This is a genomic window from Thiomonas bhubaneswarensis, assembly GCF_001418255.1.
GTDB lineage: Bacteria > Pseudomonadota > Gammaproteobacteria > Burkholderiales > Burkholderiaceae_C > Thiomonas > Thiomonas bhubaneswarensis.
This window is the reverse complement of sequence record NZ_LIPV01000010.1, coordinates 56,214-79,785: the sequence shown is the minus strand read 5'-3', so window position 1 is coordinate 79,785 and position 23,572 is coordinate 56,214. Positions and strand designations below refer to the sequence as shown.

At 64.8% G+C, this 23,572-nt stretch carries 26 protein-coding genes and 4 tRNA genes; 19 read left to right on the top strand and 11 right to left on the bottom strand.

The window, feature by feature from the left end; all coding sequences use genetic code 11:
- Positions 1 to 245: 245 nt before the first annotated feature.
- Genes ASC45_RS13100 through traI form a run of 3 tightly spaced genes read left to right on the top strand, consistent with a single transcriptional unit; the run spans position 246 to position 3,460 of the window.
- Positions 246 to 962 carry a hypothetical protein gene (locus tag ASC45_RS13100; RefSeq protein ID WP_141655794.1) on the top strand — a complete coding sequence of 239 codons (717 nt, stop codon included), beginning with the start codon at positions 246 to 248 and terminating at the stop codon, positions 960 to 962.
- The gene (locus ASC45_RS13095; protein ID WP_055451479.1) at positions 955 to 1,266 is read left to right on the top strand and encodes a plasmid mobilization protein; all 312 of its coding nucleotides are present in this window, start codon (positions 955 to 957) and stop codon (positions 1,264 to 1,266) included. The genes ASC45_RS13100 and ASC45_RS13095 overlap by 8 nt, the downstream gene beginning before the upstream one ends.
- On the top strand, positions 1,241 to 3,460 hold the full coding sequence (gene traI / locus ASC45_RS13090; RefSeq protein ID WP_055451478.1) for a TraI/MobA(P) family conjugative relaxase: 2,220 nt from the start codon (positions 1,241 to 1,243) through the stop codon (positions 3,458 to 3,460). The genes ASC45_RS13095 and traI overlap by 26 nt, the downstream gene beginning before the upstream one ends.
- Before the next feature lie 407 nt (positions 3,461 to 3,867).
- Here traI and ASC45_RS13085 read toward each other — a convergent pair whose 3' ends face one another.
- Complete coding sequence (locus ASC45_RS13085; RefSeq protein WP_055451550.1) at positions 3,868 to 4,890, bottom strand: IS110 family RNA-guided transposase; 1,023 nt, start codon at positions 4,888 to 4,890, stop codon at positions 3,868 to 3,870.
- A 26-nt stretch (positions 4,891 to 4,916) separates the two neighbouring features.
- Here ASC45_RS13085 and ASC45_RS16260 point away from each other — a divergent pair, with 26 nt between their 5' ends.
- Together ASC45_RS16260 and ASC45_RS13075 are read left to right on the top strand one after the other, a co-directional pair.
- On the top strand, positions 4,917 to 5,345 hold the full coding sequence (locus tag ASC45_RS16260; RefSeq protein WP_211263366.1) for a BrnT family toxin: 429 nt from the start codon (positions 4,917 to 4,919) through the stop codon (positions 5,343 to 5,345).
- Positions 5,329 to 5,589, top strand: coding sequence for a BrnA antitoxin family protein (locus ASC45_RS13075; RefSeq protein ID WP_055451476.1), 261 nt, complete (start codon positions 5,329 to 5,331; stop codon positions 5,587 to 5,589). The genes ASC45_RS16260 and ASC45_RS13075 overlap by 17 nt, the downstream gene beginning before the upstream one ends.
- 170 nt (positions 5,590 to 5,759) lie before the next feature.
- On the opposite strand, the gene ASC45_RS13070 is transcribed toward ASC45_RS13075, so the two are convergent.
- A tRNA-Pro gene (locus ASC45_RS13070) sits at positions 5,760 to 5,836 on the bottom strand.
- Between the two features lie 15 nt (positions 5,837 to 5,851).
- Positions 5,852 to 6,979, bottom strand: a complete 1,128-nt coding sequence (queG, locus tag ASC45_RS13065) for a tRNA epoxyqueuosine(34) reductase QueG (protein WP_082454416.1) — start codon at positions 6,977 to 6,979, stop codon at positions 5,852 to 5,854.
- A gap of 23 nt (positions 6,980 to 7,002) precedes the next feature.
- Here queG and tsaE point away from each other — a divergent pair, with 23 nt between their 5' ends.
- Positions 7,003 to 7,527 (top strand): tRNA (adenosine(37)-N6)-threonylcarbamoyltransferase complex ATPase subunit type 1 TsaE, encoded by a 525-nt coding sequence (gene tsaE / locus ASC45_RS13060; protein WP_055451474.1) that lies wholly within the window; start codon positions 7,003 to 7,005, stop codon positions 7,525 to 7,527.
- A gap of 49 nt (positions 7,528 to 7,576) precedes the next feature.
- Positions 7,577 to 9,019, top strand: a complete 1,443-nt coding sequence (locus tag ASC45_RS13055; protein WP_055451473.1) for an N-acetylmuramoyl-L-alanine amidase — start codon at positions 7,577 to 7,579, stop codon at positions 9,017 to 9,019.
- A gap of 30 nt (positions 9,020 to 9,049) precedes the next feature.
- Here the strand turns inward: ASC45_RS13055 and rraA are convergent, their stop codons facing one another.
- Entirely contained in the window at positions 9,050 to 9,559 is a 510-nt protein-coding gene (gene rraA, locus ASC45_RS13050; RefSeq protein WP_055451472.1) for a ribonuclease E activity regulator RraA, read from the bottom strand.
- A gap of 117 nt (positions 9,560 to 9,676) precedes the next feature.
- Here rraA and ASC45_RS13045 point away from each other — a divergent pair, with 117 nt between their 5' ends.
- The 3 genes from ASC45_RS13045 to galU all read left to right on the top strand — a co-directional run bounded on the left by ASC45_RS13045 (position 9,677) and on the right by galU (position 11,771).
- A complete protein-coding gene (locus ASC45_RS13045; RefSeq protein ID WP_055451471.1) occupies positions 9,677 to 10,576 on the top strand; it encodes a polysaccharide deacetylase family protein in 900 nt (299 codons plus the stop codon).
- Positions 10,573 to 10,776 (top strand): DUF1289 domain-containing protein, encoded by a 204-nt coding sequence (locus ASC45_RS13040; protein ID WP_055451470.1) that lies wholly within the window; start codon positions 10,573 to 10,575, stop codon positions 10,774 to 10,776. The genes ASC45_RS13045 and ASC45_RS13040 overlap by 4 nt, the downstream gene beginning before the upstream one ends.
- Before the next feature lie 116 nt (positions 10,777 to 10,892).
- A complete protein-coding gene (gene galU / locus ASC45_RS13035) occupies positions 10,893 to 11,771 on the top strand; it encodes a UTP--glucose-1-phosphate uridylyltransferase GalU (protein WP_055451469.1) in 879 nt (292 codons plus the stop codon).
- Positions 11,772 to 11,837: 66 nt separating this feature from the next.
- Here galU and ASC45_RS13030 read toward each other — a convergent pair whose 3' ends face one another.
- Positions 11,838 to 12,086: a sulfurtransferase TusA family protein gene (locus tag ASC45_RS13030; RefSeq protein ID WP_055451468.1), complete on the bottom strand. Its 249-nt coding sequence runs from the start codon at positions 12,084 to 12,086 to the stop codon at positions 11,838 to 11,840.
- A gap of 91 nt (positions 12,087 to 12,177) precedes the next feature.
- On the opposite strand from ASC45_RS13030, the gene mbfA reads away from it, so the two are divergent.
- Positions 12,178 to 13,185, top strand: coding sequence for an iron exporter MbfA (mbfA, locus tag ASC45_RS13025; RefSeq protein WP_055451549.1), 1,008 nt, complete (start codon positions 12,178 to 12,180; stop codon positions 13,183 to 13,185).
- 18 nt (positions 13,186 to 13,203) lie between these two features.
- On the opposite strand, the gene ASC45_RS13020 is transcribed toward mbfA, so the two are convergent.
- The gene (locus ASC45_RS13020) at positions 13,204 to 14,100 is read right to left on the bottom strand and encodes a LysR family transcriptional regulator ArgP (protein WP_055451467.1); all 897 of its coding nucleotides are present in this window, start codon (positions 14,098 to 14,100) and stop codon (positions 13,204 to 13,206) included.
- 65 nt (positions 14,101 to 14,165) lie between these two features.
- On the opposite strand from ASC45_RS13020, the gene ASC45_RS13015 reads away from it, so the two are divergent.
- The 8 genes from ASC45_RS13015 to ASC45_RS12980 all read left to right on the top strand — a co-directional run bounded on the left by ASC45_RS13015 (position 14,166) and on the right by ASC45_RS12980 (position 19,814).
- Positions 14,166 to 14,822, top strand: coding sequence for a LysE/ArgO family amino acid transporter (locus tag ASC45_RS13015; protein ID WP_055451466.1), 657 nt, complete (start codon positions 14,166 to 14,168; stop codon positions 14,820 to 14,822).
- Between the two features lie 151 nt (positions 14,823 to 14,973).
- A complete protein-coding gene (locus tag ASC45_RS13010; RefSeq protein WP_055451465.1) occupies positions 14,974 to 15,327 on the top strand; it encodes an ArsR/SmtB family transcription factor in 354 nt (117 codons plus the stop codon).
- Positions 15,324 to 15,827 (top strand): ArsI/CadI family heavy metal resistance metalloenzyme, encoded by a 504-nt coding sequence (locus ASC45_RS13005; protein WP_055451464.1) that lies wholly within the window; start codon positions 15,324 to 15,326, stop codon positions 15,825 to 15,827. Before ASC45_RS13010 ends, ASC45_RS13005 begins: the two co-directional genes overlap by 4 nt.
- 21 nt (positions 15,828 to 15,848) lie before the next feature.
- Positions 15,849 to 16,400: an arsenate reductase ArsC gene (locus ASC45_RS13000; RefSeq protein ID WP_055451463.1), complete on the top strand. Its 552-nt coding sequence runs from the start codon at positions 15,849 to 15,851 to the stop codon at positions 16,398 to 16,400.
- A gap of 78 nt (positions 16,401 to 16,478) precedes the next feature.
- Positions 16,479 to 17,783 (top strand): arsenic transporter, encoded by a 1,305-nt coding sequence (locus ASC45_RS12995; protein WP_055451462.1) that lies wholly within the window; start codon positions 16,479 to 16,481, stop codon positions 17,781 to 17,783.
- Between the two features lie 21 nt (positions 17,784 to 17,804).
- Positions 17,805 to 18,269 carry a VOC family protein gene (locus ASC45_RS12990; protein WP_055451461.1) on the top strand — a complete coding sequence of 155 codons (465 nt, stop codon included), beginning with the start codon at positions 17,805 to 17,807 and terminating at the stop codon, positions 18,267 to 18,269.
- Between the two features lie 4 nt (positions 18,270 to 18,273).
- Positions 18,274 to 18,699 carry an arsenate reductase (glutaredoxin) gene (arsC, locus tag ASC45_RS12985; RefSeq protein WP_055451460.1) on the top strand — a complete coding sequence of 142 codons (426 nt, stop codon included), beginning with the start codon at positions 18,274 to 18,276 and terminating at the stop codon, positions 18,697 to 18,699.
- Positions 18,700 to 18,875: 176 nt separating this feature from the next.
- Complete coding sequence (locus tag ASC45_RS12980) at positions 18,876 to 19,814, top strand: MBL fold metallo-hydrolase (protein WP_055451459.1); 939 nt, start codon at positions 18,876 to 18,878, stop codon at positions 19,812 to 19,814.
- A 209-nt stretch (positions 19,815 to 20,023) separates the two neighbouring features.
- Here ASC45_RS12980 and ASC45_RS12975 read toward each other — a convergent pair.
- From ASC45_RS12975 to ASC45_RS12955, 5 genes are all read right to left on the bottom strand, one after another.
- A tRNA-Asp gene (locus ASC45_RS12975) sits at positions 20,024 to 20,100 on the bottom strand.
- Between the two features lie 23 nt (positions 20,101 to 20,123).
- Positions 20,124 to 20,199, bottom strand: a tRNA-Glu gene (locus tag ASC45_RS12970).
- A 21-nt stretch (positions 20,200 to 20,220) separates the two neighbouring features.
- Positions 20,221 to 20,296: transfer RNA gene (locus ASC45_RS12965), tRNA-Ala, on the bottom strand.
- A gap of 149 nt (positions 20,297 to 20,445) precedes the next feature.
- Positions 20,446 to 21,954, bottom strand: a complete 1,509-nt coding sequence (locus ASC45_RS12960; RefSeq protein ID WP_055451458.1) for a MutS-related protein — start codon at positions 21,952 to 21,954, stop codon at positions 20,446 to 20,448.
- Positions 21,951 to 23,567 carry a MutS-related protein gene (locus tag ASC45_RS12955; protein ID WP_055451457.1) on the bottom strand — a complete coding sequence of 539 codons (1,617 nt, stop codon included), beginning with the start codon at positions 23,565 to 23,567 and terminating at the stop codon, positions 21,951 to 21,953. The genes ASC45_RS12960 and ASC45_RS12955 overlap by 4 nt, the downstream gene beginning before the upstream one ends.
- Positions 23,568 to 23,572: the final 5 nt, after the last annotated feature.

The window sequence follows — 23,572 nt, the reverse complement described above, 5'->3', positions numbered from 1 at the left end:
CTGTCCCCACCCCGCAGAGTCAGGGCAGCGTGAGGGCAAAGCGACTGCGTGGAGGCAACCGCGTGGAGGCAACCGCATGGGGGGCAAGGTAGGCCTGGGTTTCACCCGGCGCTTGTCGCGCCCGCCGAAACCGGCTCTTGGTCAGGCTGCGCCCGACACCCTGTTTTTCCCTCTTTCCTGTGCCGCGTTCGGCACTGCGTTTCTCACCCGTTTTGGAGAAGATGATGACTGAACAGACCAACCCCTTGAACACGCTCTTTGACCGCCTCGATGCGGCGGCGAAACTCTCCCGTCAACTCAGCGGCAAAGCCGCGGCGCGCACGGTGTGCGAGGCCTTCGTGAGCGAGCGCCTGGCCGACCTCCAGGCCCTGCAGCGCAGCGGCGTGCCGCTGGCGCGTTATGCACGCCTGATCGCGCCCCGTCTGGGCGTGCGCCCTGCCGCGCTGCTGGACGCCGTGCGCCGGGCCGGTTTGTCGGCTGCGGTCTCGGCGCCGCGTTCGACGGCCGAGGCCAAGTCCCCGCCCGCAGGCCCGCCTCCTGCGGCGAAACCGTCCGCCTCATCCGTTCCTTCGCTGGCTCCTTCGCTGGCCCCTTCGCAGTCCCCGTCGGGCGTGCCCGGTCTGGAGCTGCCGCCCTGGGCGGACGGCTCGGATCGACTGCCGGAGGAATCCGAGGCGGACTACATCCTGCGCAAGAACCTAGAGGGGCCGCCCGCTGCCGGGATCAAAGCCATCGGCGAGTCTCCGGCGGAACGGGCGGATGCGCTGCTCAAAAGCGGCAAGCTCGCTTTCGGCGCGGACGGCCCGACCGAGAGCGACCGCAAGACGCTCATCACCCTCATCGAGCGCTTCGGTGCCAACGCCGTGGAGCGGCGCATCGACATCGAGCGCAAGGCGTCGCCGGGGGACAAGCTCTACCCGAGCACGCTGCGCGCACGCATGACGGGAGCGTCCCATGCGTGAACGCACCGTGCATCTGGCGCTGCGCGCCACCCCCGCCGAGGCGGCCCTGATCCGCCATGCCGCCGAGGCGGCGATGCTGTCCACCAGCAGCTACCTGCGCACCCTGGCGCTGGGGGGTGATGGGTGCGTGATCCGCCTGCAATCCCTGCAGGCGGAGTTGCGGCGTCAGGGCGGACTGCTCAAGCATCTGGTCGCACGCGGCGCGCTCGACCGCCACGCCACGGAACAGGCCCTGGCGCTGTGGCGTGAAGTGGTGCAGCAGATTGCCGAGGCCGCGCATGCTCGCCAAAATCATTGCGCGTAAAACGCCCGCGCGCGGATTCGGCGAGGCCGTGCGCTATATCGCCCGCGACCGCCCCGACCAGGCGGGCGATCCCCGCCCGGAAATGGGCACGCTGGGCTTTGCCTGTCCGCTGGATACGGCCGAGGATAGACAGACTGCCATCGCCATTCTCGACGCCACGGCAGCTGCGGCACGGCGCAAGACGGGAAGCTCCCCGGTCTATCACGTCACCCTGGCCTGGCAGGCGGGCGAACACCCTACGGCCACGCAGATCGGCGCGGCGTGCGCGCAGGTGCTGGGCGCGCTGGGCTTCGAAGGGCATGAGGCGCTGTGGGCGCTGCACCGTGATACCGAGCACGATCATGTGCATTTGATCGTCAACCGGGTGCATCCCGATGGTCATACCGCCAAGGTGCCTCGGCTGGACTGGCTGCTGCTGGACCAGGCCATGCGGGAGATCGAGCGGGCGCAGGGCTGGAATCACAGCCCCGGCCCGTATGTCGCCTTGGAGACGGTCAGCGGGCCGCAGGTGGTGCGCATGAGCCGGGCTGAACGTCAGGAGCGAGGGTTGCTGAAAGAAGGGCCGCAGACTTCACCGGGGGCGGCAGATGCGGCGCACCGTGAGGCGGCGGCTTCGTTTCAGGCTTGGGCGGCGGGCGGGCCTGCCAAGGCGATCAAGGCGGCGCTCGATACGCCGGGGGTGACGTGGGAACGGCTGCATCAGCAGGTGGCACGGTACGGGCTGCATATCGAGCCGAAGGGTTCGGGGATGGTGGTGACGACCCGGCTCGATGATGGGCGCACGCTTGCGGCCAAGGCGTCGCAGTTGGGGCGCTGGGCGAGCAAGGCGGAACTGGAGAAGCGCCTTGGCCCTTGGCAGCCGCCACCGGACAAACTGCCTGCGGCTTCGGTGAGTTATCAGAAGTCACTCGATGCGGGCCGATTGTCGGCGCAGGCGGACGGGCCTGTACGCGGGTTGATCGCCGATGAGCGGACGGCGCGGCGTTTGGAGCGGTCGGCGGCGCGCAAGGTGCTGGCGGCGCGGTTCAAGGCCGAGCAGGACACGGCGCGGCAGGACAGGCCGAAGCAAAGGGCCGCGCTGGTGCAGCAGCATCGGGCCGAGCGGGCGGCGCTGACCGTCCAGTTGCGCGAGGAACGCAAGGCGTTGACGGCGCAGGCCCAGCAGTCTGGCCAGCCGCTGGCCGTGGTGCAGTCCTCCCTGTGGGCGCTCAGGGCGGCGCAGCAGCGCGAGGCCTTGCAGAAGCGGCAGGCGGCGCAGCGCAAGGCGCTCTCAGTCAAATTGCCCAAACAGGAAGTGTGGCGCAAGTGGGTTGAGCGAGAAGCCGCGCAGGGCGATGAAGCGGCGCAGGCCGCGCTGCGCGGCATTCGCTACCGCGAGCGGCGCAAGAAGAACCAGCAGGTGGACGGCATCGAGGGCGAAGAACTCGACCCGCTGCGCAAACTCACCCTGGCCGGTCTGGAAGCGCAGATCGACCACAAGCGGCAGACTGTGTTGTACCGGGGAACAGACGGGCGGGAACGGTTCACCGACACCGGCCCGCGTATCGTGCTGCACGACAAGGGGGATGACAGCCTGGAAGCCGCCCTGCGCCTGGCCGCGCAGAAGTATGGCGGCAAGGTGGACATTACTGGCAGCAGTGAGTTTCGGGAGCGGGCGGCGCGGCAGGCGGTACGGCTGGGCCTTGAGGTCATGGACGCCGACTTGCAGGCCGTGGTGCAAGATGAACGGCAGCGCAGGCAAACATCCCGGCAGGCCGTGCCTGCCGTGAGCCGGGCCGTGCCGCCGGACGAGCAGGAGCAGCCTCGCCCGCACCTCTTGGATGTTTTGCGAGGCACGACGGCGCGGCAGATCGAGGCCGAAGCCGAGGCGCGGGCGAAGCGGGTTGCCGAAATCATCGCGCGTGCCGAGGCAGCCGAAACCGAGGCCGAGACTGGCCCGCCCGGAATGCGGGCGGTCGATGCGGCGCTGGCCGCCTGGCAGCAGGCCCTGACCGATGCGGCGAGAACCCGCGCCGTGCAGGACTGGATGCGCGGCATGGAGCGCATCGAACAGCAGGGCGGCGACGTGGCAGCAGCGAACGCGCACAGCCGCAAGGCGCTGGGCGGGCGTTATGCCGGATTCATGCGGGAGGTGGGCGGGCTGGCGAGGCAGCGCGTGCAGCACCGCGAGAACGACCGGGGAATGAGTCGCTGAAATGCATTGCTTTTGTGTAGACATTGATCTACGATGAATCCATGAAAATAGCGGGGTTCGACTGGGACAGCGGTAACTGGCCTAAGTGCGGGAAGCATGGGGTTTTATATGGATGCCTCCCGGCGATCAAGAGCAATTGGCGTTGTGTTGTGAAGAAGTCGGCTGCTGCCTTATATCCGGCCTTGGTTGCATATTGATCTGGTTGCCCAGATCAATTGCGGGCCCCGATGTCATTCGCGGACAAGCGCCTCATCTCCTAGAGCGGACTGTGGAAGTCCGGCACCCCATACAGGTTTGGCTTGTCCCGGTCCGACCGGTTCACATCACGCTGCGTCTTGCTGCCTTATCGCCTACGAAGCGGTCCATTCCTTTCGATAGGTTGAGTGGATCAAGGGCTGCCTTTTCGTTCAGGCCGCTTCCGGCCGCACGCTGCGGTAGCCTCTCTGGTAGGGCTGTTGCCGAGCCGTGACGGCCCAGATCGTTCGCGCCATCTTGGCCGCCTGCGCAACGATGACCACGTTGGCCGGGCGCCGGGCTCGGATCTGCTCCAACCACGGCCCCGGTTCTTTGGCGTGCATGAGCACCGAGCGCGCGCCGTGGATGAGCAGCGTGCGCACGTAGGCGTCGCCGCGTTTGGAGATGCCCTGCAGGCGCACCTTGCCCCCTGTGCCCCACTGCTTGGGCACCAGGCCCAGCCAGGCGCAGAACTCGCGCGCCGAGCCAAAGGCGTGGGCGTCGCCCATGGTGGCGATCGCCGCCGTGGCGGTGAGCACCCCGACGCCGGGGATCTCGGCGATGCGCCGCATGGCCTCGTCCTGGCGTAACTGCAAGGCCAGACGTTTCTCGATGGCGGCCATGTCCTCGCCCAGCGCCTTGATACGCGCCACCTGCTCGCGCAGGCTCTCCAGCACCATCTGCGGCAGCTTGGTCGAGAGCGACTCCAGCGCCGCTTCGACCTCACCCAGCATGGCTTTGGTCCCCTTGGCGAAGACGGCGCCGAACTCGTAGAGCAGTCCGCGTAGCGCATGGGTCTGCATGACGCGCATCTTCATCAACAGCTCGCGCTGGCGGTGCAGCGTCAGCGTGGCCTGCTGCGACAGTGACTTCACGCCCACGCACTTGGTGCCCGGCTGCTGCACCGCCAGCCAGATCGCCCGCGCGTCCGCTGCATCGGTCTTGTTGCCCGACACGAACGGCCGCACCGCCTTGGCGTGCAGCAGCCTCACTTCATGGCCCAGCCCGCCCAACTCGCGTGCCCAATGGTGTGCGCCGCCACACGCCTCCATCCCGATCACGCACGGCGCCCGGTTGGCGAAATGCTCCAGCATTTTGCTGCGCTTGATCTGCACGTTGACGATCTCGCCCGTGGCCATGTCCACCGTGTGCATCTGGAACACCAGTTTGGCGATGTCCAGTCCCACAACCTGCATGCCGTCGATCATGCCCATGATTTGCCCTGCGCTCATGCCAGTCTTACGATTCATCTCGGGTCTGCGATGGTGTTTGTGAAGACCGTGGTCTATCACGCCTTGGGCACATCGATACCGTATCCACTTGGGGACCCACCCCGCCACCCTGGCGGCAAGCCCACTCCCGAACGGCTGCGCGTTCATCTCCGCACTCCTCCTGTCTCAATCCCCGTAGGGAGGGAGGCATCCATCACATCTCCCGTGAGGAAATCGAACGGCTGTTTCTCGAAGGCCAAGCGCGTGTTGCGCCTGACCTCAAGCACACCACATTGGCTGAGAGCCGACACATGGCGGCAGGCCGGGTCGATGGCCGGGCCATGTTCGTAGCGTTCGCGTTTCGGGGCGGCGTCATCCGCCCAATCAGTGCCCGCTACATGCACGCGAAGGAGGCGAGCAACTATGAAACGAGTCCCTGAATTCAAGACGGACGCCGAAGCCGAAGCGTTCCTGGAGCAAGACCTTTCCGGTCTTGACTTCAAACAGTTCAAGCCGATGCGCTTCGAGGTGGCGAAGAAGGAAGCCGCGCTGAATATGCGCCTGCCCGCCGCCCTGATGGACGCGGTGCGCGCCAAGGCCAAAGCCAAGGGCATCCCTTACGCCCGCTATGTGCGGATGGTGTTGGAAGCCGACTTGCAGCGAAACAGGGGGATGAAGCGCTGAACATCCCCCTGTGGGGGGAATCCAGGGGTGTCCAGCAAAGGGACATCTCGGGGCGGTCTGGGGGGAATTGAGGGGGAATGCGCTCCCACTGAGTGCCTGATTTGACGAAAAAAAGCCCACGTTGTTGGCGTGGGCTTGTTCTGCAACTCATTGATTTACTAGGTATTTTTTGGTCGGGGCGAGAGGATTCGAACCTCCGACCCTCTGCTCCCAAAGCAGATGCGCTACCAGACTGCGCTACGCCCCGACGATGCCCGTTATTCTACCGAGCCGTGCCAAGGCGTCGGGTGTGTGCCTGGGCGAGGGCCCAGTCGAGATGGTCCTGCACGAGGGGGGGCTCCATGGCTCGCGCCTCGCGCAGCGCCTTGATTGCGGCCTCGCGCCAGGCGGCATCGGGGTGTTCGCGAAGTCCGTTGCCTATGGCCACGGCCAGATTGCGCCGCCAGCGGATGTAGCCGATGCGATGGATCGCGCTGCCTTCGGTGCGCTGCGAGAATTCGGCCTCGGTCCACGCCCAGAGATCGAGCAGCATGACCCGATCGAGGTCGTTGCGCACCTCGAAGTCGGGCAGTGGGCTGCGCTGGGCATGGCGGTTCCAGGGGCAGATCAGCTGGCAGTCGTCACAACCGTAAATGCGATTGCCGATCAGCGGTCGCAGCTCGACGGGAATCGCGCCCTCATGCTCGATCGTCAGATAAGAGATGCAGCGCCGCGCATCGAGTTGCTGCGGGCCGATGATGGCGCGAGTGGGGCAGATGTCGATGCATTTGCGACAGCTTCCGCAGTGTGCGCTGGTGGGCGCATCCACCGGCAGCGGCAACCCCACGAAAATTTCGCCGAGGAAGAACATCGAGCCACCGTCGCGTTGCAACAGCAGGGTGTGCTTGCCGCGCCAGCCCAGACCGGCGCGTGCGGCGAGTTCGACTTCCAGCACGGGCGCCGAGTCGGTGAACACCCGCACCACACCCGGATCGACCCGGGCGGCGATGTGATCGGCTAGTTGCTTGAGCTTTCGTCGCAGCACCTTGTGATAGTCGCGGCCTCGGGCGTAGAGCGACACGGTAGCCGCTTCGGGCTGTTCCAGGCGTTGCCATTCCACACCGCGCCAGTTGCCAGGAGCATTGCGCGGCAGGTAATCCATGCGTGCGGTGATGACGCGCAGCGTGCCCGGCACCAGTTCGGCGGGACGGGCACGCTTGAGCCCGTGCCGTTGCATGTAGTCCATGCCGCCGTGGTGCCCTGCCGCGAGCCAGTCCAGCAAAGGCGCCTCGGCTTCGCGCAGATCCACGCCGGTGATGCCGATTTGCGAGAATCCCAGCGCACGCCCCTGCTGTTTGATGTCCTGCGCCAAGAGGCGCAGATCCTCGGGCGATGCGCTGATGGGCTCCATCAGCCTCATTTTAGAAATTCGATATGCCTTCTGTCGCCCTCACGCTGCGGCTTGCCGATGAACACGACACCGAGACGCTCGCAAGCGCCCTGGCTTTGGCGTGGATGCAACACCCGGAGCCGCGTCTTCTGATCACCCTCGACGGCGACCTCGGCGCAGGGAAAACCACCTTTGCGCGGGCCTTTCTTCGTGCTTTGGGCGTGCAAGGACGCATCAAAAGCCCAAGTTTCAGCCTGCTGGAGGAGTACAAGCTCGACATTCCCGACCTACAATTGAAGGGAACTCTTCAGACCTCTGCCTATCACATTGATCTTTATCGGTTTTCAGACCCGCATGAATGGGACGATTCCGGGCTGCGCGATGTCGTTGGCGGCGCCGGGGTCAGTATGATCGAGTGGCCGCAGCGCGCGCAGGGGCTCTTGCCCCTCGCCGATTTGAGCGTGCATCTCGAGCCCGATGGCGAGCAGCGCCGCTGCACCGTGCGTGCCTGGACCGAACAGGGCCAGCGACTGGCTCGCGCCTTGCCGGAGGGTTTGAAGTCCGGTTGACGCCGTGGGTTGGCTCCTGCAGCCCCGGTCTTGGAGCAGGAGCTTGAACATGTTGACCTCACCGCGCCGACGTTTTCTCGTGCAATCGTCCAGCCTCGTACTGCTGCTGACGGCTCCCATGATCGCGCGCGGCGCGACGCTGATGTCCATCCGCGTCTGGCCCGCGCCCGACTACACCCGGCTGACGCTGGAGTCCGACGGCGCCTTGAGCGCCACGCATCAGGTCTTGAGCGATCCGCCCAGGCTGGTGGTGGACATTCAGGGACTGCAGCTCGACAGCCAGCTGCGCAGTCTCGCGGGCAAGGTCAAGGCGGACGACCCCTTCATCAAGGATGTGCGCGTCGGCCAGTTCAAGCCCGACGTGGTCCGTCTGGTCATCGACCTCAAGCAGGCCGTCAAGCCGCAGGTCTTCAGCCTGCTGCCAGTGGCGGCCTATCAGAACCGGCTGGTTTTCGATCTCTACCCCGCTCATGGCGGCGATAGACTGATGGCATTCATGCGGCAGCAGGAACTGCTCGACCGCGAGAGCCAGGCCGCCGCGGGCAACGCCCCTGCGCCCAAGCTGGCGCAGGCCCAGAACGGCCAGCAAGACTCCTTGGGCGACTGGATTCGCCAGCACCGCAGCGAGCTCGACGGCCCGCAAGCCTCTCAGCCGCAGCAGTTTGCGCAGGCCGAGCCCGGCAGCGGCCTGCCTCGCCAGCAGGCAACCGCCCCGTCAGACACGCTGGCCGACAGCCCTCCTTCGCGCCCCGATCCGGTACGCCGCGACCGCCGCAACTTCCGTACCGTGCTGCTGGCCATCGACCCCGGCCATGGCGGGGAAGATCCGGGGGCCACGGGGCCCAGCGGCGTCCATGAAAAAGATGTGGTGCTGCTCATCGCCCGGCATCTTCGCGACCTTGCGCAGAACACGCCTTACATGCGGGTCATGATGACGCGCGACAGCGACTATTTCGTGCCGCTGTGGACGCGGGTGGAGAAGGCGCAATCGGCCAATGCCGACCTGTTCACCTCCATCCATGCCGACGGCTGGTTCACGCCGGATGCCCGCGGCGCCTCGGTGTACTGCCTATCCGAAGGAGGCGCCACCAGCGTGGAGGCCCGGTTGATGGCGCAGCGCGAGAACGCGGCCGACGCCATTGGCGGCATCGACATCAACTCGCGCAGCTATCAGGTAGCCAAGGTGCTGCTCGATATGTCCACCACGGCGAAGATCAACGCCAGCCTGAAAATGGCACGCCCGACCCTGAGCAAGATGGGGGAAATCGTGCACCTGCATTCGAAGCAGGTCCAGCAGGCCGGGTTCGCCGTGCTCAAGTCGCCGAGCATCCCCTCCATGCTGGTCGAAACCGCCTTCATCAGCAACCCGGAAGAAGAGGCACGGCTGCAGACTCCCGCCTACCGCAAGCAGATCGCCCGCGCTATTTTCGAGGGCCTGCGTGCCTATCTCGATACCAACCCGCCTCTGGCCCGTCGCCGCATCCTGACGTGACGCGCCAGTGCCCGCTCATCGCGCCCGGCATCAAAGCGCCAGCCCGAGCTGCTCGTGGCTGATGATCACGCCGTCTTCGTCCGCGTAGAGCCACTCGCCCGGCCGCACGATCACATCCTGAATGTTCAGCACGGCTTCGACCATGCCATGGCCCTGCTTGTCGGGCGGAGCAGGCATGGCGGCCAGGGCCAACAGACCTATCGGCACCTGCTGAATTTCGTTGACGTCACGCACGCAGCCGTTGATCACCACGCCGGCCCAGCCATTCTGGGCAGCGAGCGCCGCGAGTTTGCCCCCCAGAAGCGCCCGCTTCATCGAGGCCGCTCCGTCGACCACCAGCACACGGGCCAGCCCTGCCGATTCGAGGGTCGATCGGATCAGGGCATTGTCGTCGCGACATTGGACGGTCGCAATCTGCCCGCGAAACCGGTTGATCTTGCCGAAGGAACGGAAAACCGGCGGCAGCACGCGCAGCTCGTTGTTGTGCAGGGCTTCGCGATGCGCGTCGCACAGATCGCAGGTTGAAAACAAAGCGTGCATGACCTCTTCTCCCCAACGCGTATTCAATACTTGACCATTGAACCAGACCCTCGCAGCGCCCGCCCCGTATCAGGTCAAGTCCTCTACGATGTCATGCCCGCGTCTTTTCATCCTCCCATGCCCACCCTTGCACTCAAAGTCGATGTCGACACCCTTCGTGGCACGCTCGAAGGCGTACCCGCCCTGCTCCGCCTGCTCGATCGACATCAACTCCGTGCCACCTTTCTGTTCAGCCTCGGCCCGGATCACACCGGCCGCGCGCTCAAGCGCGTGTTCCGTCCGGGCTTTCTCGCCAAGGTCCGGCGCACCTCGGTGACCAGTCACTACGGTCTGAAGACCCTACTCTACGGCACCCTGCTGCCCGGCCCGGACATCGGCAGGCGTGCGGCCGACCCCATGCGCGATGCCGCGCGCAGCGGCCACGAAACCGGGGTGCATACCTGGGACCACATCCTGTGGCAGGACGCCGTGGTTCGCAAGAGCGCCGAGTGGACGCGTCGCCAGCTCCAGCTCGCAGTCGATCGCTACGGCGATATTTTCGGCCAGCCTCCGCAGGTGCACGGCGCCGCCGGCTGGCAGATGAACGACGCCGCCTACCTTCTGGAACAAGAACTCGGTTTCACCCTGGCATCCGATGGGCGCGGCATCCACCCCTTTCTGCCCGTCGTGCAGGGACAGGCGCTAAAAGTGCCGCAGTTGCCGACCACCCTGCCGACGCTCGATGAATTGATCGGTGTGGACGGACTCAACGCCGACAACGTGGCCGACCACCTCCTGCGCCTGAGCACCGACGGGCGCGACCACGTCTACACCCTGCACGCGGAACTCGAAGGCGGACAGCTCGCCTCCGTGTTCGACCGTCTGCTGCACGGCTGGAAGGCCGCAGGTCTGCATTGCACCACCATGCGGGCCTATGCGGACACCTTGAATCTGAGCGCTCTGCCGCATCACGCGGTCGGCCTCGGCAGCATTCCCGGGCGCAGCGGCACCCTTGCCGTGCAGGGCGAGGTGCAATGAGCGAGCCCTCCTTCAACGAAACCGGCGAACCCGACACGCCTTGTGTCGGCGTCTGCTCCACCGGCTTTGACGACGTCTGCCGCGGCTGTCTGCGCACCGCTGTCGAAGTCGGCCGCTGGGTCGAGATGAGTCCCGAGGAAAAGCGCGCGGTCTGGCGTCGCATCCTGGCGGCGGGCTACACACCACGCCGAGCCGAGTGAGTTGCGTCTGATCAACGCCGGGGTTGCGAGTCAACCCCCGAGTTTGCTGCATCGCACAAATGCAGAATCCCTTGTTAGTATCAGTGACATGTTCAACCCACGCGCTGACGAACAACATGCTTGCGACCATCACCAAAGCCGTCTTTCCCGTCGCCGGTCTCGGCACGCGCTTCCTGCCCGCGACCAAGGCCACTCCGAAAGAGATGATGCCGGTGGTCGACAAGCCGCTGATCCAGTACGCAGTCGAGGAAGCCTATGCCGCAGGCATCACCGAAATGATCTTTGTCACCGGCCGCCACAAACGCGCCATTGAAGACCATTTCGACACCGCCTACGAACTGGAGCATGAACTCGAGGCGGCGGGCAAGCAGGCCTTGCTGGAAGTGGTTCGCAGCGTCAAGCCCGACAACGTCCAATGCGTGTTTGTGCGCCAGCCGGTCGCCAACGGGCTTGGCGCCGCCGTGTTGTGCGCGGAGCGCCTGGTCGGCAACGAGCCGTTCGCCGTCATCCTCGCCGACGACCTGCTGGTGGGTGAGCCGCCCGTCATGGCGCAAATGGTCGACATTCACAGCCGCCATGGCCGCAGCGTCATCGCCACGGAAGAAGTGCCGCGCGAGCACACCAAACGCTACGGCATCGTCAGCGGCCAGGAGATCACCCCGGGGCTGACCTCGCTGTCAGGCATCGTGGAAAAGCCGGCGCCCGACGTGGCGCCGAGCACCCAGGCCGTGGTGGGCCGCTACATCCTCAGCCCGCGCGTGTTTCATCACCTGCGTCACGGCAAGCCCGGTGCCGGGGGTGAAATCCAACTCACCGACGGCATCTCCGCGCTGTTGCACGAAGAAGCGGTCTACGCCTATCGCTACAGCGGCCGCCGCTTCGACTGCGGCAGCAAAATGGGTTACCTGGAAGCCACCGTGCAACTGGGCATGAGCCACCCCGAAACGGGGCCGGAATTCAGCGCCTACATCAACAGTCTCCGCGCCGAAGGCTGAGCAGCAATCCCGCCGCTTGGCCTGCGGCGCCCGGCCATCCGGTGGGCGCCGGGTTCGTCGCGCGCCTCAGCGCCGACGCAGCAGATGGTGGTATTCGCCGCCCTCGGTCTTCTGGTCGACCAGGGCGTTGCCGGTCTGGCGGGCAAAAGCCTGAAAATCCCTCACCGAACCGCCGTCGGTGGACACCACGCGCAGCACCTGTCCGCTCTGCATCTGGGCCAGCGCTTTCTTGGCTTTAAGGATGGGCAGCGGGCAGTTCAGTCCGCGTGCATCCAGATCGACATCAATCACGGGTTGGTCCACTCGGTTCTCCATTGTTGGGCGCGATGGCATGCATTTTAGGGCTGGCTCTGAAGGCGAACTCGACAACGAGGACAATCATGCAGAGCGTATCCGGGACATGGCCATGAATCTGATCTCGCTGTTTTCCATACCCAGCCTGTCGCGTGGTTCGGCAGTGTTGGAATTCTCCAAGCTGAGCGAACAGCAACTGCTGGCACTGGCCATCTCGCTCGAAGAAGACGATGCGCGCATCTACAGCCAATACGCGCAGGCCTTGAGCGCCGATTATCCTGACACTGCGGCGCTCTTTCGAGGGATGGCGGCCGAGGAAAATACCCATCGGCACCGCCTGCTCGAGCTCTACCGCAAACGCTTTGGCGACCGGATACCGCTCATACGCCGACAGGACGTGCGCGGTTTCATCGAGCGCAAGCCCTTGTGGCTGGTGCAACCGATCGATCTGGACAAGTTCCGCGCTCAGGCCGAAGTGATGGAGGCCGAGTCGCGCATGTTCTACGCCAAGGCGGCGCGGCACGCTACAGACGCCGGCATTCGCCAGTTGCTCGGCGATCTCGCGGCCGCAGAGGCCAGCCACGAACAGAAGGCCGAGGCGCTCGGCAATCGCTTCATCACGCCGCAAGCCATCCACGCCGAGCGCGAAACGCAGCGACGCGCTTTCGTGCTTCGCTTCGTGCAACCCGGACTGGCCGGCTTGATGGACGGATCGGTGTCCACGCTGGCGCCACTTTTCGCCGCCGCTTTCGCCACGCACGACTCCTGGGCCACGTTTCTGGTCGGACTGGCCGCCGCATTGGGAGCGGGCATCAGCATGGCCTTCGCCGAGGCCATGTCGGACGACGGTTCACTCACCGGGCGCGGCAGCCCCTGGCTGCGTGGAGGCGTCACCGGGCTGATGACCGCACTGGGTGGCCTGGGCCATACCCTGCCCTATCTTCTGCCGAACTTCCATCTCGCCACCCTGCTGGCCTTCGCCGTCGTCGCGGTGGAGTTGGTGCTGATCGCCTGGGTGCGCAAACGATTCATGGATACGCCGTTCGGGCTGGCGGTGTTGCAGGTCGTCGTGGGCGGTCTGCTGGTCTTTGCCACCGGCATTCTGATCGGCAGCGCCTGATCACCCCTCGGCCGCGTCTCACTTTTGCAGCAGCGCCTCGCGGGCCGCACTCAGAACGGCACGGCTCAATCCATCGACCAGTGCCGATGCCGCCCGCGCATAGTGCCAGTACAGGGGAACATCCAGCACACTGTCGGGCGCGATCTCGACCAGCCGCCCCTGCCGCAGATGATCGGTCACCAGGACCTGCGGGTGCATGGCCCAGCCCATGCCCTCCACCGAGGCGGTGACGAAGGCCTGAGTCGACGGCAGCACATGACGCGGCAGTTCGACGGCCCGATGACAAAGCCGACGCACCCATCTGGCCTGAAGGTCATCCTTGATGCTGAACAGCAGAGACGGGGCCCTGGACAAGGCTCCCGGCGTCACCCCCTGCGCGAAATGGTGCTGCACGAAAGCCGGGCTGGCTGCGGCGACGTAGCGCAAGGCGCCGAGCGGGCGGCTGTTGCAGCCACTGGTAGGCCGCGCCTCGGACGTCACGGCAGCCAGCACCTCGCCACTGCGCAGCCACTCAGCAGTGTGTCCTTCGTCGTCGACCGCCACGTTCATCAGCACCGGAGCGTCGGCTGCGTAGGCGGCAATCGCCGGGGCGAGCCAGGTGGCCAGGCTGTCGGCGTTCACGGCGATGGACAGCGGAACCCTCGCGCCCTCCCCCGGCGTCAGCGCGGGCAGCGCGTCGTGCAGTTCCTGTTCCAGCAGGCGTACGCGATCGATGTGCTGACAAAGGCGGCGCCCCGTCTCGGTCGCCCGGCAGGGCTGGTCGCGTATCACCAGCGCGCAGCCGACGCGCTCCTCGAGCAGCCTGACGCGCTGCGACACGGCCGACGGCGTGACATGGAGAGCGCGGGCCGCTCGATCGAAGCTGCCTTCGCGAATCACGGCGGCAAGTGCCGCCAGGGCGGCGTAGTCGAGCATGGGTTTAGCACTATTTAATTTGATGAAGTATCCGTAGTTTGCCTTTATCACGAACCAACCGCAAGATGGCGGACATGCTCTCGACCTCTTCGCTCCTCTCCGTCGCGTCTGCCGCAACGCAAGGCCTGACCCTCAGCCTCGGCCTCATCGTGGCCATCGGTGCACAGAACACCTTCGTGCTCCGCCAGGGCCTGCGCCGCGAACATGTGGGCCCCATCGTCGCGTTCTGCGCCTTGGCCGATGTGAGCCTGATCGCCACAGGCGTCGCCGGGATGTCGCAGGCGCTGGGCGAAAGCCCCCTGCTGTCACGCGCACTGGCACTGGGCGGGACTGTCTTTCTGGCGGTGTATGGCTGGCGCGCGCTGCAACGCGCACGCCGCATCGAAACGCTCGAAGCCACGGCCCAGGGCCGCGGGCTAAGTCTGGGCGCCGCGATGGCTCAGGCTCTGGCGTTCACCCTGCTCAACCCGCACGTCTATCTCGACACCGTGCTGTTGATGGGCAATTTGGGCGCTCGCCAGCCGGATGGACTGCGCTGGTGGTTCGTCGCAGGTGCGGGCCTGGGCAGCGCGCTCTGGTTCGGCATACTCGGCTACGGAGCGCGCTGGCTGGCGCCGTGGTTCGCCCGCCCCCGTGCCTGGCAGATTCTCGATCGTCTGACGGGCGTGATCATGGCGGTGCTGGCCGCCTTGCTGCTGCCTCACGCCTTTCCGGGCCTGTAGGGCTGAGGCATAGGCGTAAGCCGTGCTGCGCCTTTGATGTTGGAGACGGCAGGCAAGGCGTCGCAAAACATATCCCTTCGGCAGCGGCTGGTGTCTGAACCCATCGACATCGGGCCTTGCTTTATTTTTATATTTCCATAAAATTTGAAACATGGAAACGAAAGCCGCACTCCTCGCACTGGCTGCTCTTGCGCAAGAGGCCCGACTCCGCGTTTTTCGCACCTTGGTGCAGGCGGGCCCGAAAGGGCTGGCTGCGGGAAAAATTGCCGAGCTGGCCGCCCTGCCTCCCTCATCGCTGTCGTTCCATCTGAAGGAGCTCGTTCACGCCGAACTGATCGAATCCCGCCCGGAAGGACGTTTCGTGATCTACAGCGCCCGCTTCGCCACCATGAACGCCCTGATCGGCTATCTCACCGAGAACTGCTGCGGCGGCAACCCCTGCGGCCCTGCGGCGGTTCATTGCCCGCCCGCTTCACTTTCCCGAACTGAGGACATCGCCCCATGAAACGCTTTCATGTTCACGTCAGCGTGCCAGCGCTCGACGACGCCGTTCGCTTCTACTCCGCGCTGTTCGCCGCCGAGCCCACGGTACGCAAGGCCGATTACGCCAAGTGGATGCTCGACGATCCGCGGGTGAATTTCGCCATTTCGCAGCGCGGTGCCGCGCCCGGGCTGAACCATCTCGGCATTCAAGTGGAGAGCGGCGCCGAACTCCTGGATATGCAGCAGCGCGTCGAGGCCACCGATGCTGAGGCAATCGCGGAGCTCGGCACCGCCTGCTGCTATGCCCGCTCCGACAAATACTGGGTCAACGACCCGGTCGGCATCGCCTGGGAGACCTATCACACCCTGGACACAATACCCATGTTCAATGAGGCTGCGCAAGGCGCAGGCTGCTGTGTGCCAACGGCTGCAGCGCCAGCCACGGCCGCGAACGAGCGCGGCAGCGCCACCTGCTGCGGCACAGTGACCGGCGGCAAACCAGCCAAATCATCCTGCTGCTGAATTTCAACTCGAGGAGTCTTCATGGACAACAAGGTCTACAACGTGCTGGTGCTGTGCACTGGAAATTCAGCCCGTTCCATCATGGGCGAAGGGCTGATCAACGTAATGGGCAAGGGACGCTTCAAGGCGTACAGCGCGGGCAGCCATCCGGGCGGCGTGGTCAACCCCTTCGCCATCGAACAGCTCAAGACCATCGGCTACCCCACCGAAACGCTGCGCAGCAAGAGCTGGGACGAGTTCTCCACCCCGGACGCGCCCGTCATGGACTTTGTGTTCACCGTGTGCGACAAGGCTGCGGGCGAAACCTGCCCCATCTGGCCAGGCCACCCTCTCACGGCGCATTGGGGCTTTGAAGACCCAGCCGCGGTGCAGGGTAGTGACGAAGAGAAGCGCCGCGCCTTCCAGACCATCTTCCGCCAGATCATGTGCCGGGTTCGCGCCTTCGTCAACCTGCCGCTGGACAAGCTCGACGAAGCCGCCACCCGGCAGGAGATCATCGCCATCGGCAAGACGCAGGTTCTGCCCCTCCCCGAGGAATGCGAGCGCGGTGAGCTCGACGTGATCAGCAAGTAAATTTGCAGGGCTTCCACGGCAGGTGTTGTTCAGCCTGCCGCTTTTCATTCCAACTCCTTCCTCGGGTTCGCACCTTCCATGCTCCTCGCCGCCGCCATCTTCATCCTCACCCTGGTGTTCGTGATCTGGCAGCCTCGGGGCCTGGGCATCGGCTACAGCGCCCTGGGCGGCGCGGCACTCGCGCTGATGCTCGGCGTCATCCAGTGGGGCGACATCCCTGTGGTCTGGCACATCGTCTGGGACGCCACTTTCACCTTCGTCGGTCTGATCATCATCTCGCTCATCCTCGACGACGCCGGCGTGTTCCACTGGGCCGCGCTGCATGTTGCGCGCTGGGGCGGCGGCCATGGAAAGCGCCTCTTTCCGCTGATGGTCGTGCTTGGCGCGGTGATCTCCGCTCTCTTCGCCAACGACGGCGCTGCTCTCATCCTCACCCCCATCGTGCTGGCCATGCTGCTGGCGCTGGGCTTCGGCCCGGCGGCGGCGCTGGCTTTCGTCATGGCTTGCGGCTTTGTCGCCGACACAACCTCGCTGCCGCTGATCATCTCCAATCTGGTGAACATCGTCACCGCGGGCTATTTCGGCATTCCCTTCGACCGCTACGCCGCCGTCATGGTGCCGGTGGACCTGGCGGCGCTTGCCGCCACCTTGGTCGTGCTGCTGATCTTTTTCCGCCGTGACATCCCTGCGCGCTACGACCTTGCGCGGATCGACGAGCCCGCCAGCGTCATCAAGGACGCGCTGGTGTTTCGCTGGACCTGGCCGGTGATGACGGTTTTACTGATCGCCTACTTCGTCACCGCTGCCTGGAAGGTGCCCGTCTCGCTGGTCACCAGCGCCGCAGCGCTGCTGCTGCTGGCGCTGGCCGGGCGCTGGTGGCGCAGAGGGCAAGGCGCCGTCATCGATCTGCGCCATGTGATCAAAGGGGCGCCGTGGCAGATCGTGCTGTTTTCACTGGGCATGTACCTGGTGGTCTACGGCCTGCGCAACGCAGGGCTCACGGCCTATCTGGCGCTGGCTCTGGAGGCGTTGGCCCGCCACGGTTTCGTCGCCGCCACGGTGGGCACCGGTTTTCTCAGCGCCGTGCTGTCATCCGTGATGAACAACATGCCGATGACGCTGGTCGGCGCGCTGGGCATCCATCATGCGCAGGGGCTCGACCCAGCGGTGCGCGAAGCCATGATCTACGCCCATGTGATCGGCTGCGACCTCGGCCCCAAATTCACCCCCATCGGCAGTCTCGCCACCCTGCTCTGGCTGCATGTGCTCGACCGCAAAGGCGTGCACATCGGCTGGGGCTATTACATGCGCGTCGGCCTCGTCCTCACCACGCCCGTGCTGCTGTTCACCCTGCTGGCGCTGGCGCTGCGGCTGAGTCTTTGATCGCTCTCCACCACTCGCCTAATGAATACCGCCACCTCGTTTCCCGCCGCCCACGAATTCCACATCAGTCTGCGCGTCGCCGACCTGGAACGCAGCACCGTCTTTTATGCGGCCTTTTTCGGCCTGCAGCCCAAAGACCGCACGGCCCGCTACAGCACCTTCATCGTGCCGCAACTGCACCTCAACCTCGTGCTGCTCGTCAACGACCGCGGCGAAGCGCTCGACACCTACAGCCTGTATCACCTCGGGCTGGGCGTGGCGGGCAAGGCGCAGGTCATCGAGGCCTACCACGCCGCCGTGGCCGCCCAAGCCGAAATCGTCAAGCCGCCACGCACGACTTGGCGCGGCACGCCCCTGCACGAGCTGTGGCTGCGCGACCCGACCGGCTACCTGATCGAGATCTATGCCCGGCTGACTCCGGAAGAACTCGCCCAGATGCCCGCCGACCAGGAGCCCGTTTTTCTGCTGCATCACGAGACGGAATGAAACCATGACCTCGACCCGCATCTATCACAACCCGCAATGCGGCACCTCGCGCAATGTGCTGGCGCTGATACGCCACGCCGGCATCGAGCCGGAGATCGTCGAATACCTCAAGACACCGCCCGACCGCACCACCATGCTCGCCCTGCTCTCGGCCATGCAGATGACCCCGCGTCAACTGCTGCGGCGCAAGGGCACGCCTTACGACACCCTCGGCCTCGATGACGCCACGCTAACCGACGACGCGCTGATCGAAGCCATGTTGGCCCATCCCATCCTGATCGAGCGCCCCATCGTCGTATCGCCGAAAGGCACTCGCCTGTGCCGCCCTTCTGAGACTGTGCTCGAACTGCTGCCCGCGGGGCCCCTGCCGCCCTTCAGCAAGGAAGACGGCGAAGTGGTCATCGGCGAAAACGGCCAACGTCCTGGCTGATCCGAGCAATCTGTCGACATGCGCGACTTGGGTGATGCCATGCCCAAGCGCCCACCCGTTTGCTCTGCCCGCGTCAGCGGCGATCCACGTCCGCCTCTGGACGCCCGGTCGATTGCACTCAGTGCAGCCTGCCACGTAGCCTGAAAGCCAAACTGAACAAGTCAGGAGTGTCCACCATGATCCAAACCCTAGCCAAAACTTTCGCGACTCTGGCCCTGGCGGCGCTGACCGTCACCGCGCAGGCCAGCGTACTGCAGACGATGAAAGTCGCCGAGAACATCTATGCGCTCGTCGGTCCGCTCGGCCAGCGTGACGCCGCCAACGCGGGCGACAACGCCACGTTCGGCGCCATCGTCACACCGGACGGCGTGATTCTCATCGACAGTGGCGCCACCAAGGTCGGAGCCGATCTCATCGAAACCACGCTCCAGACCATCACACCCAAACCTGTGCGCTGGGTGATCAACACCGGCAGCCAAGATCACCGCTGGCTGGGCAATGCAACCTTCGCCGCGAAGGGCGCAAAGATCCTGGCACTGGCCGCGACCGTCAAGGTCCAGCAGGCCAACGTGAATCAGGAACTGCAGGTTCTCAAGATGCTCTTGGGAAAAACCGCCGATGGCACGGCGCCCATGAGCAGCCCCGATCCGCTGCCCGGCAACGACGCCAAGCTCAATCTGGGCGGCGTCGAGCTTGAGCTGCGCCATTTCGGCACCGGGCATTTCCCGGGCGATGCCGTGGTCTGGCTCCCGAGGCAGCGCATCGCCTTCAGCGGCGACCTCGTCTTTGCCGACCGCATGCTCGGCGTGCTCGACAACGGCAGCCGCGTGGATCAATGGGCGCAAACCTTCAAGACCTTCGCCGAAACCCTCAAGCCGGAGATCATCGTCCCCGGTCACGGCAAGCCCTGTTCGCTGGCTCAGGCCCAGGCGCAGACCGGCGACTATCTCGACTGGCTGGTGCGCGAAGTGCAGCCCGCGGCGCAGAACATGGACGACATGGACAAGACCGTGCAGCGCCTGCACGCCGCCGCTCCCGAGGCTTTTCGCAAACTCGACAACTTCGAGGGCATCGACAAGAAGAACATCACCCGCGCGTACCTGGAGTTTCAATGACAGCGGATTCTGACAGGTGCGATTTCGGAGGAAGGGTCATGCCGCGTGGGAATCCCGTGGGGCAGAAATCGGGAGGGATCAGGCCCGCATTGTGGCGGTCCAGTGGGAATTGAGTGGGAATGCATTCCCACTGAAGGACTGTCGGGCACAAAAAAGCCCGACCGTTTGGGTCGGGCTTATCCATAACCTACTGATTTAGCTTTATTTTTTGGCGGAGTGGACGGGACTCGAACCCGCGACCCCCGGCGTGACAGGCCGGTATTCTAACCAACTGAACTACCACTCCATGCAGATTCTGGGTGAAGAATCTGGCGTCCCCTACGAGATTCGAACTCGTGTTATCGCCGTGAAAGGGCGGTGTCCTAGGCCTCTAGACGAAGGGGACAAAACTTTCCATTCTGTAGCTTGGTGGAGGTAAGCGGGATCGAACCGCTGACCTCTTGCATGCCATGCAAGCGCTCTCCCAGCTGAGCTATACCCCCCAAAGCAAACCAGCATTCTATACCGAGATTTTTTGGCAGTGCAAGGTCTTTTTTCAGCCCCACTTGATTGCTCGGTTGCCACCAATCGGTGTTAGGGCCGACTGCGCGACAGGCAGACCATTGTTGCATGATGAAGGCTGCCGCCATGTTCAGCTCTGGCCGAATACCTCGGCATAGAGGTCGGCGCCGAAGCTGGTGTGCAGCGCTTGTGCCGCCTCGAGCTTGAAGCTGCGACTGCCGTCGTCTCGACGCTCGGCACGCAGCATCAGCGCTTCCTGGGCATGTTGGCGCTGCAAGTGGTGAGCAGCCTCGAACAGATGGGTGACCAGTGCCACTTTGATGCCGCGCTGGCGCAGGGCATCGACGACCTGCAGCAACAGCTCGGAGCCTTCGCGCTCCTTGGTGGAGGCGAAGGATTCGTTCGACAGCCACAGCCCGCCAGGGCGGATGAGATCGGCGATTTCGCTCATGCGCTCGAGTTCCTCGTCGAGCTTGCCGCCTTGCAGTTCGGCGTCTTCCTCGCGCTTGTAGTGGGTGTAGATCCCGCTGGCGAGTTCCCCGGCGTAGTGCTCAGCAGCGACGAACATGCCCGCGTGCAGCATGAGCTGCGCCAGACCGACCGAGCGCAGGAACGTGGACTTGCCGCCCTGGTTCGCCCCGGTAACGGCCAAAAGGCTCTTGCCGTTGGCCGTGACGTCATTGCTCACAGGGGCGTGTTTCAGGGTGAGCGCGAGGGTGGGGTCGCACAAGGCCCGCGCCTCGAGGCTCTGGCTGCCCATGGGGTGAAACTCAGGCAGACACAGCGCCACGCCCCATTCTGTGAGCTTGCAGTGCAGATTGAGGCAGGCGACGTAAAAACCCAGTTCAGCACGCAGCAACTCGAAGAAGCTCAGCACATGATCCGTGGCCTGCGCCATGGCGTTGGCCACGTCGTTGATGCCGCGATCGACCAGTTCGGACAGAGCTTGGGCGCCAGCTTCGTCGCGCTCGGCCAGGCGGAAGGTGTATTCCGGCGGTGCCTGGTGCAGCAGACGGGCAAGCCAGCCGGGCCGACTGCCCGTGCCCGCGTGCAGCACATAGCCGACTCCCGCATTGCCCGGCCCCAGACCCGCGCTGAGCAGTACACCGTGGCGGAACCGCAAGGTTTCCAGATGCTCCTGGACAGCCTCGAAATAGTCGTCGCTGATGTCGCGCTGCAGGCTCGAGAACAACGCGCCGAAGGCTTCAGACTGAAATCTGCCGATCAGGCTGTCGGTCTGCTGGCGCAAACGGCGCAGGTACTGCACGAAGGTCTGCAGCAGTTCGACCGCACCGCGAAGATTGAAGCTGGGGTAACGCCCGAACAGGCCCATGCCGAACAGGTGTTTCTTGCGACTGTCGATGGCTTCTACGACCAGGTCGTACAGCGCCCGCACCTCGTCGGCATGGTCGAGCGCGTCGCGCAGCGCGGCCTGCCGGTAGGCGATAACGCGGCCATCACCCGCGCCGCATGCGTCCATCAAGGCGCGCGCGGCGACGTCGAGCAGGAAGGGGTCTTCTTGCGCCATCACGGCCAGCAGGGTATCGACCTCCAAGTCCTGTGCCACGACCGGCCATTGCCGCGGTGGATCGGCCTTGGGGTCGAAGTCACGATCGGGAAAAAGCAGATGCGCCTTCATGCGGGAATACGCTCGAGCAATTGTTGCCGCGTCACACCGAACTTCTGCGCTAGCGCCAGGGCATACGACTTGCCATCCGCAGCACGGCGCACGACCTTGAAGGTGCGTATCGTCGGGTCGTTCACATCCACGGTGCCCACCATGCTCACGGTATGCGCGTCGAAAGCGTAGAGCTCGTCGAGAAAGGTCACGAACACGCACACCGAGCCGATAGCCGACAGCTTGGCCATGATGCGCCGCGCCAGCCACAGCGCATCATCAAGGGTGGTGGATGAGAAGATCTCGTTCATCAGCACCAGGCTGCGCGACGTGGCCGCCGCCAGGATGCGATGCATGCGCACCAGATCGTCCTGTAACTTGCCGCGCTGGTTGCTGATGTCCTCCACCCGCTCGAAATGGGTAAATATCTGATCGCACAGCAGCAAGGCGGCACTGCGGGCACCTATGGTCAAGCCCAGAGAGCCAAGGTGGTGCAGTTGTCCGAAAGTGCGGGCCAGCGTGGTCTTGCCGCCGTGGTTCGGACCGGTGACCACGATCATGCGTTCCTGCCCCTGCAGCTTGACGTCGTTGCATACGACAGGCTGTTGCTTGTCAAGACAGGACCAGGCCAGCGCCATGTCGAAGGCTTGCGCGACGTCGATCTGCCCCGGGTCGGTCGTCAACTCCGGCATACAAATCGTCAGCCCGGCGCGCTCGAAGCACCGCGTGTAATCGATCCAGCACAGATACCATGCCAGCTCGCGGTCCAGCCGCAGCAAGCGCGCGTCGGCAAAGCCCTTCTGCGCCTCACAAAACCGCGCCAGCCCGCCGAAAACCTCGGGGTTCAGCATGGCAACCCGGTCGAGGATCTGCCCTTCCACCGGATTCAAACCGGATGAGGGTGTGAACTGCACACGGTAGTCCTTGACCTCGCCCTGACGGAAACGAGAGAAGAAATCGGCGATGGTGGCGCTGTAATCAGGCTCTTGCGGGTCCTGCAGCACCGATACCGTGGTGCCATCGATGCGCACGGCGTAGCGCAGTTTTGCCAAGGCATCGATCAGGGCCTGCGTCTCTTGCCCTCGCGCCTGCTGCTCGGCCGAGGTCACGAGGGCTGCAACATGCTCGCGCAAAGCTCGCAGGGCTTGCGAATGCAACTCGGCCGAAGCCAGCATGTGATGCAGGGCGTCGAGCGTCTGGCCGTAGATGCGCACCGCATCGAGAAACCAGCGCTGCCCTTCGATGGCGTTGTAGGCCTTTTCACTGCGGCGCAGCGATGCGCGCATCTGGCGCATGCCCTCTTGGAACGCCTGCATCCCCTTGTTTACGCTGGCCTGCTGCAAATCCTGCAGCGCCGCCTGACGGTACCGCACTTCTTCCGCATCATGCAGCGGCGTGCCGAAAAGCGACTGCAGCAACAGCAGCACCTGGGCACGGTACGGTGCTTCGTCATCCACGCGATCGGCCACGTAGTATGCGGGCTTTTCGCGCGGCAGAAAGGCGCCGTACGCCGCCGTGAAGACTTTGTCGAGGCAAAGATCGTGAAACACGTCGCGCAAATCGGGACTCGACGCGGCGTCTTCCGCCGCCTGGCTCGAGAAGACGATGCTGTGAAAGGGCACCATGTCGGGCATGGCGG

Excerpts from the sequence above, each read along its gene's own strand:
- ASC45_RS13095 (WP_055451479.1), top strand. The coding sequence starts at position 955 with ATGCGTGAACGCACCGTGCATCTGGCGCTGCGCGCCACCCCCGCCGAG.
- traI (WP_055451478.1), top strand. The coding sequence starts at position 1,241 with ATGCTCGCCAAAATCATTGCGCGTAAAACGCCCGCGCGCGGATTCGGC.
- ASC45_RS13085 (WP_055451550.1), bottom strand. The coding sequence starts at position 4,890 with ATGCAGGTTGTGGGACTGGACATCGCCAAACTGGTGTTCCAGATGCAC.
- ASC45_RS13075 (WP_055451476.1), top strand. The coding sequence starts at position 5,329 with ATGAAACGAGTCCCTGAATTCAAGACGGACGCCGAAGCCGAAGCGTTC.
- queG (WP_082454416.1), bottom strand. The coding sequence starts at position 6,979 with ATGGAGCCCATCAGCGCATCGCCCGAGGATCTGCGCCTCTTGGCGCAG.
- tsaE (WP_055451474.1), top strand. The coding sequence starts at position 7,003 with ATGCCTTCTGTCGCCCTCACGCTGCGGCTTGCCGATGAACACGACACC.
- ASC45_RS13055 (WP_055451473.1), top strand. The coding sequence starts at position 7,577 with ATGTTGACCTCACCGCGCCGACGTTTTCTCGTGCAATCGTCCAGCCTC.
- rraA (WP_055451472.1), bottom strand. The coding sequence starts at position 9,559 with ATGCACGCTTTGTTTTCAACCTGCGATCTGTGCGACGCGCATCGCGAA.
- ASC45_RS13045 (WP_055451471.1), top strand. The coding sequence starts at position 9,677 with ATGCCCACCCTTGCACTCAAAGTCGATGTCGACACCCTTCGTGGCACG.
- ASC45_RS13040 (WP_055451470.1), top strand. The coding sequence starts at position 10,573 with ATGAGCGAGCCCTCCTTCAACGAAACCGGCGAACCCGACACGCCTTGT.
- galU (WP_055451469.1), top strand. The coding sequence starts at position 10,893 with ATGCTTGCGACCATCACCAAAGCCGTCTTTCCCGTCGCCGGTCTCGGC.
- ASC45_RS13030 (WP_055451468.1), bottom strand. The coding sequence starts at position 12,086 with ATGGAGAACCGAGTGGACCAACCCGTGATTGATGTCGATCTGGATGCA.
- mbfA (WP_055451549.1), top strand. The coding sequence starts at position 12,178 with ATGAATCTGATCTCGCTGTTTTCCATACCCAGCCTGTCGCGTGGTTCG.
- ASC45_RS13020 (WP_055451467.1), bottom strand. The coding sequence starts at position 14,100 with ATGCTCGACTACGCCGCCCTGGCGGCACTTGCCGCCGTGATTCGCGAA.
- ASC45_RS13015 (WP_055451466.1), top strand. The coding sequence starts at position 14,166 with ATGGCGGACATGCTCTCGACCTCTTCGCTCCTCTCCGTCGCGTCTGCC.
- ASC45_RS13010 (WP_055451465.1), top strand. The coding sequence starts at position 14,974 with ATGGAAACGAAAGCCGCACTCCTCGCACTGGCTGCTCTTGCGCAAGAG.
- ASC45_RS13005 (WP_055451464.1), top strand. The coding sequence starts at position 15,324 with ATGAAACGCTTTCATGTTCACGTCAGCGTGCCAGCGCTCGACGACGCC.
- ASC45_RS13000 (WP_055451463.1), top strand. The coding sequence starts at position 15,849 with ATGGACAACAAGGTCTACAACGTGCTGGTGCTGTGCACTGGAAATTCA.
- ASC45_RS12995 (WP_055451462.1), top strand. The coding sequence starts at position 16,479 with ATGCTCCTCGCCGCCGCCATCTTCATCCTCACCCTGGTGTTCGTGATC.
- ASC45_RS12990 (WP_055451461.1), top strand. The coding sequence starts at position 17,805 with ATGAATACCGCCACCTCGTTTCCCGCCGCCCACGAATTCCACATCAGT.
- arsC (WP_055451460.1), top strand. The coding sequence starts at position 18,274 with ATGACCTCGACCCGCATCTATCACAACCCGCAATGCGGCACCTCGCGC.
- ASC45_RS12980 (WP_055451459.1), top strand. The coding sequence starts at position 18,876 with ATGATCCAAACCCTAGCCAAAACTTTCGCGACTCTGGCCCTGGCGGCG.
- ASC45_RS12960 (WP_055451458.1), bottom strand. The coding sequence starts at position 21,954 with ATGAAGGCGCATCTGCTTTTTCCCGATCGTGACTTCGACCCCAAGGCC.
- ASC45_RS12955 (WP_055451457.1), bottom strand. The coding sequence starts at position 23,567 with ATGCCCGACATGGTGCCCTTTCACAGCATCGTCTTCTCGAGCCAGGCG.